At 37.6% G+C, this 16017-nt stretch carries 16 protein-coding genes and 3 tRNA genes; 10 read left to right on the top strand and 9 right to left on the bottom strand.

The genetic code is table 11. The features are described 5' to 3' along the window. Nucleotides 1–8: 8 nt before the first annotated feature. A complete protein-coding gene (locus MTQ00_RS21220) occupies nucleotides 9–1487 on the top strand; it encodes a lipopolysaccharide biosynthesis protein (protein ID WP_273650910.1) in 1479 nt (492 codons plus the stop codon). On the opposite strand, the gene MTQ00_RS21215 is transcribed toward MTQ00_RS21220, so the two are convergent. From MTQ00_RS21215 to MTQ00_RS21205, 3 genes are all read right to left on the bottom strand, one after another. Further along, nucleotides 1480–3390, bottom strand: a complete 1911-nt coding sequence (locus MTQ00_RS21215) for a glycosyltransferase (RefSeq protein WP_273650909.1) — start codon at nucleotides 3388–3390, stop codon at nucleotides 1480–1482. The two genes, MTQ00_RS21220 and MTQ00_RS21215, sit on opposite strands and share 8 nt — an antisense overlap. An 84-nt stretch (nucleotides 3391–3474) precedes the next feature. Continuing rightward, the gene (gene aspA, locus MTQ00_RS21210) at nucleotides 3475–4875 is read right to left on the bottom strand and encodes an aspartate ammonia-lyase (RefSeq protein ID WP_172276572.1); all 1401 of its coding nucleotides are present in this window, start codon (nucleotides 4873–4875) and stop codon (nucleotides 3475–3477) included. Nucleotides 4876–4947: 72 nt separating this feature from the next. Continuing rightward, nucleotides 4948–5973 (bottom strand): N-acetylmuramoyl-L-alanine amidase, encoded by a 1026-nt coding sequence (locus tag MTQ00_RS21205; RefSeq protein WP_273650908.1) that lies wholly within the window; start codon nucleotides 5971–5973, stop codon nucleotides 4948–4950. Between the two features lie 136 nt (nucleotides 5974–6109). On the opposite strand from MTQ00_RS21205, the gene MTQ00_RS21200 reads away from it, so the two are divergent. The 3 genes from MTQ00_RS21200 (at nucleotide 6110) to MTQ00_RS21190 (ending at nucleotide 6414) form a co-directional block, all read left to right on the top strand. Continuing rightward, nucleotides 6110–6194: transfer RNA gene (locus tag MTQ00_RS21200), tRNA-Ser, on the top strand. A gap of 24 nt (nucleotides 6195–6218) precedes the next feature. Then, nucleotides 6219–6293: transfer RNA gene (locus MTQ00_RS21195), tRNA-Pro, on the top strand. Between the two features lie 47 nt (nucleotides 6294–6340). Further along, nucleotides 6341–6414, top strand: a tRNA-Arg gene (locus MTQ00_RS21190). A gap of 244 nt (nucleotides 6415–6658) precedes the next feature. On the opposite strand, the gene MTQ00_RS21185 is transcribed toward MTQ00_RS21190, so the two are convergent. After that, on the bottom strand, nucleotides 6659–7018 hold the full coding sequence (locus MTQ00_RS21185; protein WP_273650907.1) for a winged helix-turn-helix transcriptional regulator: 360 nt from the start codon (nucleotides 7016–7018) through the stop codon (nucleotides 6659–6661). A 157-nt stretch (nucleotides 7019–7175) separates the two neighbouring features. On the opposite strand from MTQ00_RS21185, the gene MTQ00_RS21180 reads away from it, so the two are divergent. Next, entirely contained in the window at nucleotides 7176–7910 is a 735-nt protein-coding gene (locus MTQ00_RS21180; protein ID WP_273650906.1) for an SDR family NAD(P)-dependent oxidoreductase, read from the top strand. Nucleotides 7911–7971: 61 nt separating this feature from the next. Here the strand turns inward: MTQ00_RS21180 and MTQ00_RS21175 are convergent, their stop codons facing one another. Both MTQ00_RS21175 and MTQ00_RS21170 read right to left on the bottom strand, forming a co-directional pair. After that, nucleotides 7972–8208, bottom strand: a complete 237-nt coding sequence (locus MTQ00_RS21175) for a helix-turn-helix domain-containing protein (protein ID WP_273651085.1) — start codon at nucleotides 8206–8208, stop codon at nucleotides 7972–7974. Between the two features lie 23 nt (nucleotides 8209–8231). Continuing rightward, the gene (locus MTQ00_RS21170; protein WP_273650905.1) at nucleotides 8232–8807 is read right to left on the bottom strand and encodes a hypothetical protein; all 576 of its coding nucleotides are present in this window, start codon (nucleotides 8805–8807) and stop codon (nucleotides 8232–8234) included. 160 nt (nucleotides 8808–8967) lie between these two features. On the opposite strand from MTQ00_RS21170, the gene moaA reads away from it, so the two are divergent. Genes moaA through MTQ00_RS21145 form a run of 5 tightly spaced genes read left to right on the top strand, consistent with a single transcriptional unit; the run spans nucleotide 8968 to nucleotide 13283 of the window. Continuing rightward, entirely contained in the window at nucleotides 8968–9954 is a 987-nt protein-coding gene (gene moaA / locus MTQ00_RS21165; protein ID WP_273650904.1) for a GTP 3',8-cyclase MoaA, read from the top strand. A 2-nt stretch (nucleotides 9955–9956) separates the two neighbouring features. Next, nucleotides 9957–11156 (top strand): molybdopterin molybdotransferase MoeA, encoded by a 1200-nt coding sequence (locus MTQ00_RS21160; RefSeq protein WP_273650903.1) that lies wholly within the window; start codon nucleotides 9957–9959, stop codon nucleotides 11154–11156. Nucleotides 11157–11164: 8 nt separating this feature from the next. Next, entirely contained in the window at nucleotides 11165–11641 is a 477-nt protein-coding gene (gene moaC, locus MTQ00_RS21155) for a cyclic pyranopterin monophosphate synthase MoaC (RefSeq protein WP_273650902.1), read from the top strand. Continuing rightward, nucleotides 11622–12224 (top strand): NTP transferase domain-containing protein, encoded by a 603-nt coding sequence (locus tag MTQ00_RS21150; RefSeq protein WP_172276553.1) that lies wholly within the window; start codon nucleotides 11622–11624, stop codon nucleotides 12222–12224. The genes moaC and MTQ00_RS21150 overlap by 20 nt, the downstream gene beginning before the upstream one ends. An 18-nt stretch (nucleotides 12225–12242) precedes the next feature. Further along, nucleotides 12243–13283: a HesA/MoeB/ThiF family protein gene (locus tag MTQ00_RS21145; RefSeq protein WP_172276550.1), complete on the top strand. Its 1041-nt coding sequence runs from the start codon at nucleotides 12243–12245 to the stop codon at nucleotides 13281–13283. Nucleotides 13284–13291: 8 nt separating this feature from the next. Here MTQ00_RS21145 and MTQ00_RS21140 read toward each other — a convergent pair whose 3' ends face one another. The 3 genes from MTQ00_RS21140 to MTQ00_RS21130 are packed head-to-tail and all read right to left on the bottom strand — an operon-like array spanning nucleotide 13292 to nucleotide 16016. Beyond that, nucleotides 13292–13837, bottom strand: coding sequence for a DUF488 domain-containing protein (locus MTQ00_RS21140; protein ID WP_172276547.1), 546 nt, complete (start codon nucleotides 13835–13837; stop codon nucleotides 13292–13294). Between the two features lie 20 nt (nucleotides 13838–13857). Continuing rightward, nucleotides 13858–14775, bottom strand: a complete 918-nt coding sequence (locus tag MTQ00_RS21135; protein ID WP_172276544.1) for a bestrophin family protein — start codon at nucleotides 14773–14775, stop codon at nucleotides 13858–13860. After that, entirely contained in the window at nucleotides 14775–16016 is a 1242-nt protein-coding gene (locus MTQ00_RS21130) for an L-lactate MFS transporter (protein WP_273650901.1), read from the bottom strand. Before MTQ00_RS21130 ends, MTQ00_RS21135 begins: the two co-directional genes overlap by 1 nt. Nucleotide 16017 lies beyond the last annotated feature (1 nt).

The raw sequence follows: 16017 nt of genomic DNA, 5'->3' as shown, positions 1-16017 counted from the left end.
ATATCTTTATGAGTGTAGTAGCAAGACAAGGATTCAAATATTCCATTATCGGTTATATAGGTTTCTTGTTAGGTACCGTATCAGCCATATTCATCTTTCCGAGCAATTTTGAATTTTACGGAAAGCTTCGCTACATTTTGCCTACTGCAGAAATGCTTGTTCCCTTTGTTGTATTGGGAATTTCTTATTCTAACGTTAAATTTTTCCACAGGGTAGAAAAGGATGGCAAAAAGCAAAATATGCTTTCCATCTCACTGCTCACCATTCTGATTAATTTTGCAGTATTTGCTATTGTTTTCTTCATCATTCCGTTGATTTATCCCAAGTTTACAAAGCTTGAAGCCTGGAAAAGTAAGGAAATTATTTTACCTATGGTTTTGATTTTATCACTCTGCGCCCTATTCAATAAATACACTTCAAATTATAAGAGAATTGTTGTCTCCAATATCTTCGACAATATTTTCCCTAAAATAGCAAACCTAGGAGCCTTCTGCCTTTTTTCATATTTACTTCTGTCTCAGCAGATCGCTTTTGCGTTTTTCTTTGGTATGTTCGCATTGATGCTCTTAGGGTATATTTATTATACGAACAGGTTAGAAAAGATCAAACTCGACTTCAGTACCGACTATTTCAAAAAAAATAATTTCTGGAAAGAATTTACGAACTACAGTTTCTTCGGTTTTTTAGGAACCTTTGGAAATTATCTGGCGATTAACAGTTTCATGATCGGTGAATTCATGGGAATGGAAGAGAATGGGATCTATGCTGTCCTGTACGCGCTGATTTCGCTCATCTCTATTCCACAACTGGGATTATTTAATATTTCTGCTCCGATCATCAGCAAAACATTAGCGGAAGGGAATATGGAAGAACTGGACAGATTTCATAAAAAAACCTCATTATCATTATATTTTCTAGGGGCCATATTATTTTCCTGCATTATGGTAGGGTTTCCCTTTCTTACTCAGTTCATGCCCAAGAACGGAACAATGCTCAGGGAATATGAACCCGTAGTCTGGATTTGGGGTTCAGCGGTTTTAATAGATCTCGCAACAGGATTCAACGGAAATATTATTTCTCTTTCAAAATACTATCGTTTCAACATCATAGTTATGCTTCTTCTCGCAGGCTTAACAATAGGACTTAACTATTATTTCATTAAGCATACCGATTTGAAATTAATTGGAATTGCCTTGTCGACGGCCATTTCATTAACTACTTATAATGTCATTAAAATAGCCTTTAATTATTTCGTGTTTAAGGTTTCACCCTTATCAATTGAGATGATCTTTGTGTCTATTATCTGTACGTTAGCAATTACCGTGGCTATTGTATTGCCTACTTTCAATAATAATTTCATTAACCTGATCTACAAACCAAGCGTGGTTTTGGTGCTTATTTATATCGGAAATTATTTCACAAAAATATTCCCTGTTGAGGATTATCTGAATGCAGCTTTCATCAAAGGGATATTTAAGTTTAAATAAGACCATTTAAAACATCCCCGAGCTTTTTCCGGATACTTTCTTTGCTATAGTTCTTCTGAAAGTCAAAACTCTGTCTTTTAAGCTGTTGAAACTGCTCGGCAATGTTCTCATTTTCCGGAATGATAAAATCCAATTGCGAGGAATAGTTTTTAGGGAAAACAGCCAATTTTCCATATTTGATCGCATCTCCTACATTTCCGGTCATTTTGGTTTTTCCGTAAATCTCTATCTGATTGAAAAATTCAGTTTGCTGCTGAACAGGACACCATAATACATCTGCTTTTGCCATCCATAGGTCATAATCTTCTGCCGAAACCCTTTCTTTAAAATAATGTATGGTAATATTGGCAGGTAAATTCCCGGATAATTTTTCAAGCACTTTCAACTCTTCACCCTGAGCTTTCCCAAGAAATATAAAAGTGAATCTTTGATCTGTTTTTAAAGTCCGGATTGTTTTAAAAATATGATCATAATCCCTTCTTTTCTGAGAGACTCCTCCTGGAATTACAATATTGACATCATCCTGTTGAACCCTATTAAAATTGGAAGTATAAAACAGGGGAAGAAACTGATATTTACCCGTACAGAGCGCATTATCCAACACAAGAAGATGACCTGCATGCTGGTAAACTTTTGAAGAATAGAAAAGACCTTCTTTCCACCATAATTTAAGCCTGTAAATAAAGTCTTCTTTGAAAATACTTTTGATTAAGCTTAATTTTGAGGATTGAGGAAAATTCAGGTTATGGGTAATAACAGCAGCTTTATATTTCTGAACAATCGCGAGGAAAGTACTGAAATAACGATGTGCCGTCCCGATGATAATGATATCATACTTTTTTGCTTTCAGCTGATCACTGATCATGGAACTGTCAGACAAAAAAATCGTTTCGCCATCTTCCCTAATTTGATCTTTGATTTTTTTTGAAAAATAATAGTCTACCGTAAACTCTTCCGAACCTTTCATAATATCCATGAAAGCACGGGCAATTTCAGCATGTGTATCTATTTCTATGTAAGCTATGTTTTTCAAAATATTTTTATTTATTTTATTCTCAAAGCCATTTCTTTTTAAAGTCTCCCATCGTTTATTATTAATAACCTTTTGTTCTTCTTTGCTGATTTTCAGTTCCAGTTTTTTAGACCTGCAGCTTTCATAGGCTTTAATGATAGAGAAAAAAAATGAAACAGATCTGATTTTCATCGCTTCCTTTAAGGATGCAACATATGCCAGAAATCTGTTTAGCCCAAGAAAGTAAAAATAACGTCCGTAATAATCCGATTCCCTGACTGTATAATCAGCTCCTTTTACTTTAATCAACTTTACTTTTAATTCCGGTAAAACGACTTCTTTCCATCCTAAATGCTCCAATAGTATAGAGTCTATATTATCCCAACCCAATGTTTCCCTTAATCCACCGATCTCAAGAAAGCATTCTTTGTGGTACGCCTTCAACGGGCCCCTTACATGATTTTTATTTGAATTTCCCTCATAAACCCAATCTCCTTCTTTTTCTACATACAGCAGACCACCTACCAAACCGTATTTGGGGTTATTGCTGAAAGATTTTTCTATTGTTTCAAGATAATTTTCGTCCAAAATAATATCCGCATCAAACTTGCAGATTATATCAAAATGATCCAAATCCTGAGTCTCCAATCCTTTTTTAAAAGCATTAACTACTTTGGAACCTGGCTGATGAGCCGACTTCTGCAGGTTAACTGTTTCAAAACGGGAATCTGTATCTGTATATCGTTTAATAATTTCAGGGGTATGGTCTGTGGAACCATCATTGGTAACCACAACTTTGAAATCCTTATAACGTTGTTGCTGTAAAGAATCCAGGGTAAATGGAAGATGATCCTCTTCGTTGTGTGCAGGAATGATAATTAAAAACCTCAATGTCCGGTTGTATTAAAAAGATCCCCACCTGAATATTTTCAGATGAAGATCTTATATTATTTTATTCTTAGGTAATAACCAATTTTATTTGTTATGCGGCATCAGCATGTTCTTAGGATCAAGAATTTCATCAAGCTTCTCCTGAGTAAGCACTCCTTTTTCAAGTACAAGGTTGTATACACTTTTTCCTGTCTCCAATGCTTCTTTAGCGATTTGTGTCGATTGTTTGTATCCAATATAAGGATTAAGTGCAGTCACAATACCAATGCTGTGTTTTACCATATTCAAACAAACTTCCTTATTAGCGGTAATGCCAACTATACATTTTGTACGAAGTGTATCCAAAGCGTTGGAAAGGAAATTAATGTTTTCCATAATCGCATGCGAAAGTACCGGCTCCATTACATTAAGCTGCAACTGTCCTGCTTCGGCAGCAAAAGTTACCGTAAGGTCATTTCCTATTACCTTAAAGCATACCTGGTTTACCACTTCAGGGATCACAGGGTTTACTTTCCCCGGCATGATCGATGATCCCGGCTGCATTGGAGGTAGATTAATTTCAAAAAGACCCGCTCTAGGACCTGAAGTCAGCAACCTTAAATCATTACATATCTTGGATAGTTTTACTGCAAGACGTTTCATAGCAGAAGAATAAATCACATAAGATCCTGTATCTGGAGTTGCTTCTACAAGGTTTGGTGCGGAAACAATCGGAAAACCGGTCAGCTGAGCCAGATTTTTAGCACAAAGAGAAGCATAGCCGATCGGAGCATTAATCCCTGTTCCAATAGCAGTCGCTCCCATATTGACCTCAACAAAGAGATCGGCATTATTATTCAGTTTAGAAATATCTTCTTCCAGATTAGCAGCAAATGCTTCAAATTCCTGTCCTAAAGTCATAGGAACCGCATCCTGAAGCTGAGTTCTGCCCATTTTAATAACATCGTGAAACTCCTCTCCTTTAGCACGAAAAGCGGCTACTATTTTTTCCAGTTTTTCAACCAATCGTACATTCATACGTAAAAGCCCAACTTTAATAGCTGTAGGATAAGCATCATTGGTAGATTGGGAAAGATTGATATGATCGTTTGGCGAACAATACTGATATTCTCCTTTGTTCTTTCCTAATTTTTCTAAAACCCTGTTGGCGATTACCTCATTCGCATTCATGTTGATCGAAGTACCGGCTCCTCCCTGAATCATGTCCACAGGGAACTGTTCATGAAGTTGTCCATCAATGATCTCATCACATGTTTCTGCAATCTTGAAATAAAGATCTTCTTCCAAAAGCCCTAATTCATAATTAGTCTTAGCCGCAGCTTTTTTTACAAAAGCCAATCCTTTAATAAAATCAGGATATGAAGACAGAAGCTGTCCCGAAATTTTGAAGTTATCGATCGCTCTCTGGGTTTGCACTCCATAATAAGCGTCCACCGGCACGTTAAGTTCTCCCAGCAAATCGCTTTCTTTTCTGAAATTTTCCATTACAGATTTTCTATTTTTTTATCGTTTAAATATAGCAAAAACGCATCGTTAACAGATGCGCTTTTTTTCATTTTATTTTACCGGATACTTCTGATTGAGAGCCTGCAATATGGCCCAGGTCTCAGCATCCATTATTCCATCATAATTCTGAGGGCGGAAATGATATTGAAAAGCCTCAATGGTTTTCTTTGTTGCATCATCCCATTTTCCGCTCGGCTCAATCCCGTACCCGAACTTCTGAAGTGCTGTCTGAATTAAAAAGATAAACGACGGCTCATTATATCGGGTTGTAAAATCGGTTTGTGCCAGTTCAAAGATACTTTGTTTTGCTGCTTCATCGTACCACATTCCTATCTGATATTCGTCATATAATTTTTTCCATGGAAACATTGGTCCCGGATCCTGTTTTCTGGTTGGTGCAATATCGGAATGGGCCAAAACATTGGTCGCCGGAATCTGGTATCTGGTGGCAATATCTTTTGCTAATGCAGCTACCTTTCTGACTTGTTCATCACTAAACGGGGCGAAAATCCTTTTTCCGGTCCCATCAGTAGTATATCCGGTATTTACAATTTCAATTCCAATCGAATTATCATTAAGGTTTTTATCATTTCTCCAAGAGCTTATCCCTGCATGATACGCCCGTTTATTTTCATCTACCAGTTGATAAATCTGATTATCCCCAATATTATTAACAAGATAATGTGCACTCACCGCTTGCTGGGTAAGCACAGTTATGGATTTATCATCCGGTAAAGCAGTATAGTGTAATATTAAATATCTCTGTCTGAAATTTTGCGCTATCGCAGGAAAATAGGTTTTTACTACTTTATATCCGGCCGGTTTTGCGGAGACAATGGAGCCGTAACTTGCTGTATTATCATTTTTGGTAGGATCTGCAATATTGGTTGTAAAAAACTCTACTCCATGATCACTTGTAATTTGTGGTTTCGGCTTATCTGCAACAGGAGTTTTAACTACGGTTTTTGGCTGTGTCACTGGATTTTTCGGCTTATATGTTGTTTTCACAACTTTCTTCTGAGGGGCACAAGAAAAAACAAAAGCGGTTAATCCGATGATATATAATGTTTTACGCATTAGTCTAATTTTTTAATCATTTATTAGCTCAAAAATACGCAAAATTTTCTTGAAATTTATTTGGTAAATAAAGAAATCTATTCTATATTTGCACTCGCAATAACGGAATAACGATCATTAAAAAATAAAGATAAAAGGAGGGTTGCCGGAGTGGTTAACGGAGCAGTTTGCTAAACTGTCGACGCGAAAGTGTCGCAAGGGTTCGAATCCCTTACCCTCCGCTTTTCTTTTTCTTACAATATACTCGGGGCGTAGCGTAGTCCGGTCATCGCGCCTGGTTTGGGACCAGGAGGTCGCAGGTTCGAATCCTGCCGCCCCGACTTTATTTTAATGCGCTTGTAAAACTAAGCGGGAATCAACTTTTTATGGGTGCGTAGCTCAGCTGGATAGAGCATCTGCCTTCTAAGCAGACGGTCAAAGGTTCGAATCCTTTCGCGCTCACTTTAAAACTCACAATTTGTATTGTGAGTTTTTTTGTATTCTATAACTTCAATTAATACATCATACTGGATAGAGCATCCCAGTTTTTAATCGGGACGATCAAAGGTTCGAATCCTTTCGCGTTTACTTAATTCGTTGTTTTGTTCCATTGAAACAGTCCAATCTGAAGGAATTATCATAACGCTTCCGCCGCCAAAATTCCGCAGGAAATAAAATAAAAGCTCTTAATATCGTTTCTTTATTATCATTTCTTCCCAACAATTACTTTTCGATGTTCGATTCCCCAATCAGCCAAAGTATCAATAATTTTTTTCAGCGTTAAACCATATTCTGTCAGCTGATATTGCACCGTCACGGGTTGAGTATCCTTAACTATTCTTTTTACAAGCTGGTTCATTTCCAGTTCTTTCAGCTCTTTACTGAGCATTTTATTGGAAATACCCTTTACGTCATTCAAAATATCAGAAAAACGCCGTTTGTTGTAATAACAAACCGATGATATTATTGAAATTTTCCACTTGCCGTTCAATACGTCCATTGCATCGTGAACAGCCATGATTTGTTTTCTGTTTGTCTCGTTATCAGAGCATTCAATTTCCGTCATAAGTTACTTTGTTACTCAAAAGTTACTGTTACTTTTAGTTACAAAGTTACTAAAATAAATTTATTCATTATAACTTTGCATCGTTAAAGAAATCGATTTCAAACACAAAAAAGTCTTAGACTTAAAATTAATTTTTCAATCATTCAAAATTTAAAAAATGGATTTTAAAAATAAAAATATAATAATCACCGGCGGAAGCGCAGGAATTGGATTGGCAACTGCCCAAACATTTATCACAAAAGGAGCAAACGTTTTAATAACAGGAAGAAATAGTGATAGCCTGAATGCAGCATCACTAAAAATTAATAGCCAAAATTTGAAAACCCTCGCGTCGGATATTTCGAAAATACCAGACATTGAAACGTTGGCAAAAGAAGTTGCGGAAAGCGGAAATAAAATTGATGTACTTGTGCTGAACGCAGGTATAGCGAAACAACACTCCATTGAAGGAACGACTGAAGAAGTTTTTGATGATTTGTTCAACATCAATGTAAAAGGCTTATTCTTTACTTTGCAAAAACTAATTCCGCATTTAGCAGAAGGAGCTTCCATAATCCTGATCTCTTCCGGAGTTTCAGTCAGTGGATATGCACAAATGGGAGCTTATGCTGCAACAAAAAGTGCCGTTGATGCTATTGCCCGTACAGCAGCAACAGAATTGGCAGACAGAAAAATCCGAGTCAATACCGTAGCTCCGGGATTAACTGATACCCCGATGAATCATCAAACACCTGAGGATATTAAAAATGCTATCGCAGCAGCGGTTCCGATGAAACGAATCGGGGAAGCTGAAGAAATAGCCAATGCTATTGTTTTCCTGGCCTCAAAAGAAGCGTCTTATATTTCGGGTTCGTACCTGTCCGTAGACGGAGGAGTAACCATTCGCAGATAATAAAATAGCAAACGGCATCCTTTAAAGATGCCGTTTTATTTAATTAAATAGATTATTAAACTTAACTCTTATCCATTGTTATTCTATAATTCTTCGGAGTCCAGCCTGTCTGTGTTCTGAAAAAATATGAAAAATGAGAGAAATTATTAAACCCAAGCTCAAAAGCTATTTCTTTAATTGATTTATTTGAACTATGTAATAATTTCTTTGCTTCCAATACTATTCTTTGCTTTATAAATTCCAATGGAGATATTTTATACTGTTTTCTGCATAGAACACCTAGATAATTGGGCGTAATACATAGCTTTTCAGCATAAAAAGCTACACTTTTTGTGTTTTGTAATAGGTTTCGACCAGTTCATGGAACCGGAAAGCAGGGTTATTATGATCACTCAATGCAGATTTTCCATACATCTGCTCTATCCAAAGATTGATCATCAGAGCCAAAAGCCTCACCCTTGCATTAATAAGTTCAGGAAACACCATTTCCGAATGTATCTCTTTACGGATGGCATCAAATTCCATACTGAACTTTTCATAAGCTTCCTCGTTTGACTGGATCATTTCATAGGTACTGTGAGGGGAAAAAGTATGTTTTAATGTCGGAGAAAATGTTTCAAGAATAGAGTCATTAATGATCAATCTTCTGCCACTTGCATTTGAAGGCAGATCCCATATGTATTTTCTATTGGGAAGGTGAACAAATAATTGCCGGGAATTTAAAATATAGGTATCTATGTCGGTAACACAATTCCCTTTTTCACAGTCATCTAAAAGTATAATTGTAAAAGAATGATCGGGAAAACGATTAAGTTCGGAAGAACTTATTGTATCCTGATACACAACATACACATCTTTAATCTGATCTTTTACTGTTTTAAAATTATCGTGTGGCATTTTCTATTTTAATGACGGATAAAGTTACTTAAAATAGATATGAAGAAGAGTCTATATCCGGAATTGTGAAATAAATATGGTCTATTATCTGCAATTATAGAATTTCCCTTCCAGAAGGCAAACATTCAGTATATTTGTAATAAGACTTATTTTATTTAAAATGTTGACAGATAAATTTGGAAGGAATATCAACTATCTAAGGCTTGCTATTGTAGACCGGTGTAATCTCCGGTGCACGTATTGCATGCCGGAAAAAGGTCTTACCTGGATTAAGCAGAATGAATTAATGACCGATGAAGAAATGCTGAGGATCTGTTCGGTATTTACAGCCATGGGAGTAGATAAAATCAGAATAACGGGAGGAGAACCATTTGTCAGAAAAAACTCTATTGACCTCATCAAAAATATATCACAATTAAACGGACTTACTGATCTCAGTATAACCACTAATGGCCTTCTGACCGAGCCATATATTCCGCAGCTTAAACAATACGGAATAAAATCTGTCAATCTAAGTCTTGATACACTGGATAGGGACCGTTTTTTTAAAATTACCCGGAGAAATAGTTTTGATAAGGTCATGAAAACTTTAGATAGTTTACTACAGCATGATATAAAAGTAAAAATCAATACCGTGGTAATGGAAGGACAAAATACCGAAGATATTATTCCGTTGGTTCTGCTTACAAAAGGTCTTCCGGTAGAGGTGCGCTTTATTGAAGAGATGCCTTTTAATGGCAGCGAAACAGATGTTTCCCTGAATTGGAACTTTACAAAAATTCATAGCTATATAAAAGATCATTTTCCTGACATCCAAAAGACAGTTGATCCTAAAAGTTCAACATCATATAATTATAAGATTCCTGGTTTTGAAGGAGGTATAGGGATTATTGCAGCTTATACCCGTTCATTTTGCGGAGACTGCAACAGGATAAGAATCACCCCTTCCGGTATTCTGAGAACCTGTTTGTATGAAGGGGGCGGTATTAATCTGAAGGATGAAATCCGTATGGGAAAAACAGATGAAGAGCTGAAAAATATAATTATCAGCAGCATACACCAAAAACCAAAGGACGGTTGGGAAGCTCAAAAACTGAGTCTGACCGCATCACAAATACATCAGTCAATGGCAACTATAGGAGGATAATTATGGAAATGATCAGTGTACAGCAGGCAGAAAACATTATCTCTTCGCAGATAAGAGATTTCGGAACAGAAGATATTTCCTATGAAAATGCCTTGGGAAGAATTTTAGCAGAGGATATTTTGGCAGATCGTGATTTACCACCTTTTGACAGACCTACGGTGGATGGAATTGCAATCAGTTTCAAATCCTATGAAAAAGGAGTGCGCAACTTTACCATCAAAGCTGTACAGGCAGCAGGTGAAGCTCCGGTTTTTATTGACGAAGAAAATAACTGCGTCGAAATTATGACCGGTGCTGCATTGCATTCTTCAATGGACACCGTGATTCGTTATGAAGATATCCTGATCAAAAACAATGTGGCAAACATCAATATTGATGTAAAAAAAGGGCAGAATATCCACCTGAAAGGAAGGGATAAAAAAGTGGGAGAAATACTGGTAAAAGCCAATCAGGTTATAACACCGTCTATTCTCGGGATTGCCGCGTCCGTCGGAAAGACATTTCTGAAAGTGAAAAAGCTTCCGAGGGTGGCTATTATTTCCACAGGAGACGAAATGGTGTCACCTGACATAACCCCTACTCCATTTCAGCTGAGACGTTCCAATGGAATTACCATACAATCTGTTTTGGAAAAATATAGGATCAGTGCTGACTGGCTGCATTGGAATGATGATCTTGAACTCATAAAAAAGGAACTTTCCCAATGTATTGACCGTTACGATATTTTACTAATGAGTGGCGGAGTTTCTATGGGAAAATTCGATTATCTGCCCAAGGCTTGTGAAGAACTGGGAATCGAAAAACTTTTTCACAAAATAAAGCAAAGACCAGGAAAACCATTCTGGTTTGGAAAAAGCCGGAACGAAAAATTAATTTTTGCATTCCCGGGAAATCCGGTTTCCGTATTTATGTGCCTACATCGGTATTTTATTCCCTGGCTGGAAAAATCTTTAGAAATCCCGGAAACAGTACGGTATGCCGTTTTACAAAATGATATAGACTTTCCTTTTCCATTGCAATATTTTGCCCAGATAAAACTCAGTGTGAATCGATCGGGACAAGTAATTGCAGAATCAGTGAATACCAATGGTTCCGGAGATTTCTCCCATCTTGCAGAGACCCATGCATTTATAGAACTTCCTCTGGAAAAAAATGAATTTAAGAAAGGCGAAGTCTATACCATCTGGAAATATAATTTTTAATTGTACTCATGACAAATTTTTCACATCTTAACGAAAAGGAACAACCAGGTATGGTGAATGTGGGTGATAAAAAAGTTACCCACAGGAAAGCAACCGCCAAAGCTATTGTGGTAATTCCTGAAAATATTCTGGAAGCGCTTCAAAAGGATGACTTTAAAACTAAAAAAGGTTCTGTGTTTCAAACTGCCATCATTGCAGGGATAATGGCCGCAAAAAAAACAGGTGACCTTATCCCGCTGTGCCATCCTATTGGTATGGATAATTGTGAAATAGATATTGAAATCAATTCTCAGAATGAAATTGAAATCTACTGTACTGCTGAGATTGAAGCTAAGACCGGCATCGAAATGGAAGCCCTGACAGGGGCATCTGTGGCAGCACTTACCATCTATGACATGTGCAAAGCAATGAGCCATGATATTACGATCAAAGAAATACAACTCATCGAAAAAACAGGAGGAAAAAATGATTTCAAAAGAGACTGATTTCCCCAGACTCAACGGGCTGGTACTGGCAGGAGGAAAAAGCCGGCGAATGGGAAATCCTAAAGATAAAATCAACTGGCATGGCAAAGAGCAGAGGTATTATGCGGCTGATCTTTTAGCTCCATTTTGTGAGGAAGTCTTTATTTCCTGCAGACAGGACCAGCTGGAAAATTTTAATAGTGATTACAACGCCCTTACCGATACTTTTCTGGACATGGGCCCTTTTGGAGGAATACTTTCGGCATTGCGCTCCCAGAGAGAAAAAGCATGGCTGGTAGTAGCCTGCGATCTTCCTTTGCTGGATAAAAATGCATTAGAATTTCTGATACAATCCAGAAACCCTGAAAAAGCGGCAACAACCTACGAAAGCCCTTTTGACGGACTACCCGAACCATTAATTACGATCTGGGAACCTAAAAGCTATCCTCTGCTTCTGAATTTTTTAGGATCAGGAAATACCTGTCCAAGAAAAGTTCTTATTAACAGTGATACGTTAATCCTGAAACCAGATAACCCGGATTCTTTAATGAATGTAAATACTCCTGAAGACAAGGCAAAAGCACAGGAGATTTTAAGAAAATAAATTTAACTAAAGGCTGATATGAATACCTCTCTTGAACGTTATCATTGCCAGATGGCTTTACCCGGATTTGGGACAGCTTCTCAGGAACTCCTTAAAAATGCTAAAGTTCTCATCGTGGGCATGGGAGGACTTGGATGTCCTTCAGCACAGTATCTTGCTGCTTCTGGTATAGGAACGATTGGTCTTGCAGATGACGATATTGTTTCTGAAAGCAACCTGCACCGCCAGATTTTGTATACTCCGGATGATATCGGGAAATCAAAAGTTGACATTGCCACCAAAAAATTACAGCAACAAAATCCATCAGTGAAAATCACTCCTTTTAATTTTCGGGTAACTTCCGAAAATGTCATGGATTTAATTTCTGATTTTGATCTGATTATTGAAGGAACAGATAATTTTGAAACAAAATGCTTGCTGAACGACGCTTGTGTATTAACCGGAAAACCTTTGGTTTATGGTGCTATTTACCAATATGAAGGCCAGGTAAGCATATGGAATGTTATGCAGAAAGACGGTACATACTCACCCAATTACCGCGATGTTTTTCCTAATGCAGAAGAATCACAGGTTCCCAACTGCAGAGAAGGAGGTGTACTTCCTACACTGGCAGGAATTGTGGGATGCATGCAGGCAAATGAAGCTATAAAATATTTTACAAATCCTGAAGATTTATTGGCAGGAAAACTCTGGATGATGAATGTGCTGAACGGCAAAACCCAAATTATTAAATTAAGAAAACTTGCCGTACCCATTACAAGCTTATCTCAGACAGTTGAGATCATCACATTTGAACAGTTGATGCAGGATAAAGATCACTTTGAAATCATAGATGTCCGTACCCTAGAAGAGCATAAAGAGTTTAATATTGGAGGAGTCAATATAGCTGTACATGAGCTACAACATCATTCAGAATATATTTCCGGGCTTACCCGGCCTATTTTAGCTTATTGCCTATCCGGAAAACGCAGCGCAGAAGCAGTGAGGAAAATTAAAAATCTTTTTCCTGAGAAGGAAGTGTTTTCTTTAAAAGACGGTATTCACAAAATACACCGATAAAACAAAAACTAATCAAATAAACTTTCGTCGGAATAAAAAACTTTGCCATCACTTATTCTTGCCGGTGAAGTGTAAGGATGTTCTTCTGTTTTGCCGACATTCACTATATGCTCGACTTTCCAGCCCTTTGCTTTAAGATAATCTGACACCATAGCCCTGTGGCAGCTCCACCATACCGCTTCCGAACACATAAAAGCCGTAATTTTTTCCCTAGCAATATCTTCAAGTTTTTCTATAGCCGCTACAAATTTTCCGGTTTGCATATAATCGGCGTACCCACGGAAAGATTCATTCCGCCACCGACTGTTTATTGAATCCGGCTGTACCTTTCTCCTTCCTCCCAATTCTTCAAGATGAGCATATCCTATACTATTTTCGCGTAGGTGTATTTCCAAATTTTCTCTATTAAACCATGGATATCTTTTTGATCCCGGAAACCGCCGGATATCAACCAGCATCTCAATCTTAAACGAATTAAGTATTTCAATAAAGTATTCTAATGAATGAACAGAATGTCCAACTGTATAAATCAATTTCTTTTCTGAAGCTTCCATACCTGTCTTTTGAAAAGGGATCAATCAATAATATTCTGGGTATTCTTTCTGGAAACAGCAATATGTTCTCCCACCATCTCATGAATGGTCTCGTCAATCATGATACACATGCTGTTAAGAGCTAAATCATTCGCATCTGTTCCGAACGGCTCCTCGATTTCATCCGCTATCGCTTCAAATGCAACAAATGTATACGCAACAAATACAACAATAAGAGGGGTAAACCATCCGAGAGAATCTACAAGTCCGAAAGGCAACAGAAAACAGTATATATATACAGTCCGGTGCAGTAAAACCCTGTAGCTGTATGGAATAGGGGTAGAAATTATTCTTTCACAACCTCCTAAGATATCAGAAAGCTTATCAAAGTTTTCATCAAAACGCGCCTGCTGGATAGAATCCATTCCCCCTTCGTCTTTTAGCTTCTGAACCCATTCTGCAAGAAGGCGCATAATAACAGCCGGTTTATATTTTGATGCGGCAACAAGTTTCAGCTGATCTTCGTTAAGCCTGGATTTTAAATCTTCATAAGCGTCCGTTCCTCTCAGCTGATGTTTCAGTGCAAAAACAAATGCACCCAGCAACTGCACAAAATTGTGAACTGAATCCTGATCTTCCTTTATATTTTTCAGCGTGATGGCCTGGCGGGTCAGTGCCCTGGAAGTATTCAGCAGAGCGCCCCACAGCTTTCTTCCTTCCCAGAACCTATCATAGCTGGCATTGTTCCTGAATCCCAGGAATAAAGCCAGTACGAAACCGAACAAGGTAAGTGGTGCAGGATTTAACGGAACTTTAAAAGAGAAAATGATTCCATGAAAATAAGTGACCAATAAAGAAAGAATTAAAAGCAATCCCAACCGGGGAAGCAATGCAGGCAAAACAGAGCCGTGCCACACAAAAAGCATTCTGAACCAATGTTCTTTTTTTCTTATGATCATTATTTTTGTCTTTCTTTTTTCAATTGATTAATATTCATTTTCATCAGAACCGAAACAATAAGTGCGATCACGAACATTCCTGAAAAAACCTCTAAGGTAGTCGTTAGGGATCCTGTCTGTTTTTTAACATAATCATATATCGAGGGACCGGCTACCCCTGCTAATGCCCAGGCTGTAAGCACAAATCCATGTATTGCACCTAATTGTTTTGTACCAAATAAGTCTCCCAGAAATGCAGGAAGTGTAGCGAAACCTCCACCGTACATTGTGATAACGGTAAAGAGAATAGCAAGAAATAAAATTTCTATGGAAATTTGAGGTAAGAAATAATAAGCTAAAATCTGAAATACAAAAAATAAAATATAGGTATTAGCCCTTCCCAGGTAATCTGATAAACCAGACCAAAGCAATCTTCCAATCCCGTTGAATACGCCAATTAAACCCACAACTGCAGCTGCCTGCAAAGCGGTATAATGAAGTTTCTCCTGAGTCATCGGACTCGCTGCCGCAATAATTGCAATACCACAGGTAATGTTAATAAACATAATGATCCAGATATAATAGAATCGTTTTGTCTTCAATGCAGTTTTTGCATCTATATAGGCTATATCATTTGTTGCGGTCTTACTTTCGGAAGGATTAAACCCTTTTGGCAAATAACCTTCCGGCGGTTTTTCTATGTAACTTGAAGACAAAAGAATCACAACCAGATAAATACTTCCCAAAATATAAAAAGCATTAGAAACACCTACTTTTTCAAATAAAATTTGCATCAGGGGACCAAATATCAAAGCTGAAAAACCAAATCCCATTATCGCCATTCCTGTTGCCAGGCCACGTCTGTCCGGAAACCATTTTACCAGGGTGCTTACCGGTGTTATGTATCCAATTCCTAATCCTATACCCCCTATGAATCCATAGCTGATCAAAAATAAGGGCAGGGATACAAGTTGTACGGCCAGCCCGGAACCTAAGATTCCCACTCCGTAAAAAATTCCCGCAACAGTTCCACTTTTTTTAGGCCCTACTTTTTCTACCCAGGTGCCCATAAACGCTGCGGATAAACCAAGTAATAGAATGGCAATTTTAAATGCCCACTTTATGGTTCCTTCATCTATCTTAAAAATCTCCCCCACAGGATTTGTCATTACAGAATAGGCATACACAGAGCCTATAGAAATATGAATACCGACTGCAGAAGCAGCAATCAGCCAACGATTTTTAAGTTTCGATGAGTCCATT

It is taken from the genome of Chryseobacterium sp. B21-037 (assembly GCF_028570785.1).
GTDB classification, from domain to species: Bacteria; Bacteroidota; Bacteroidia; order Flavobacteriales; family Weeksellaceae; genus Chryseobacterium; species Chryseobacterium proteolyticum.
This window is presented reverse-complemented; position numbering and strand designations above follow the sequence as displayed.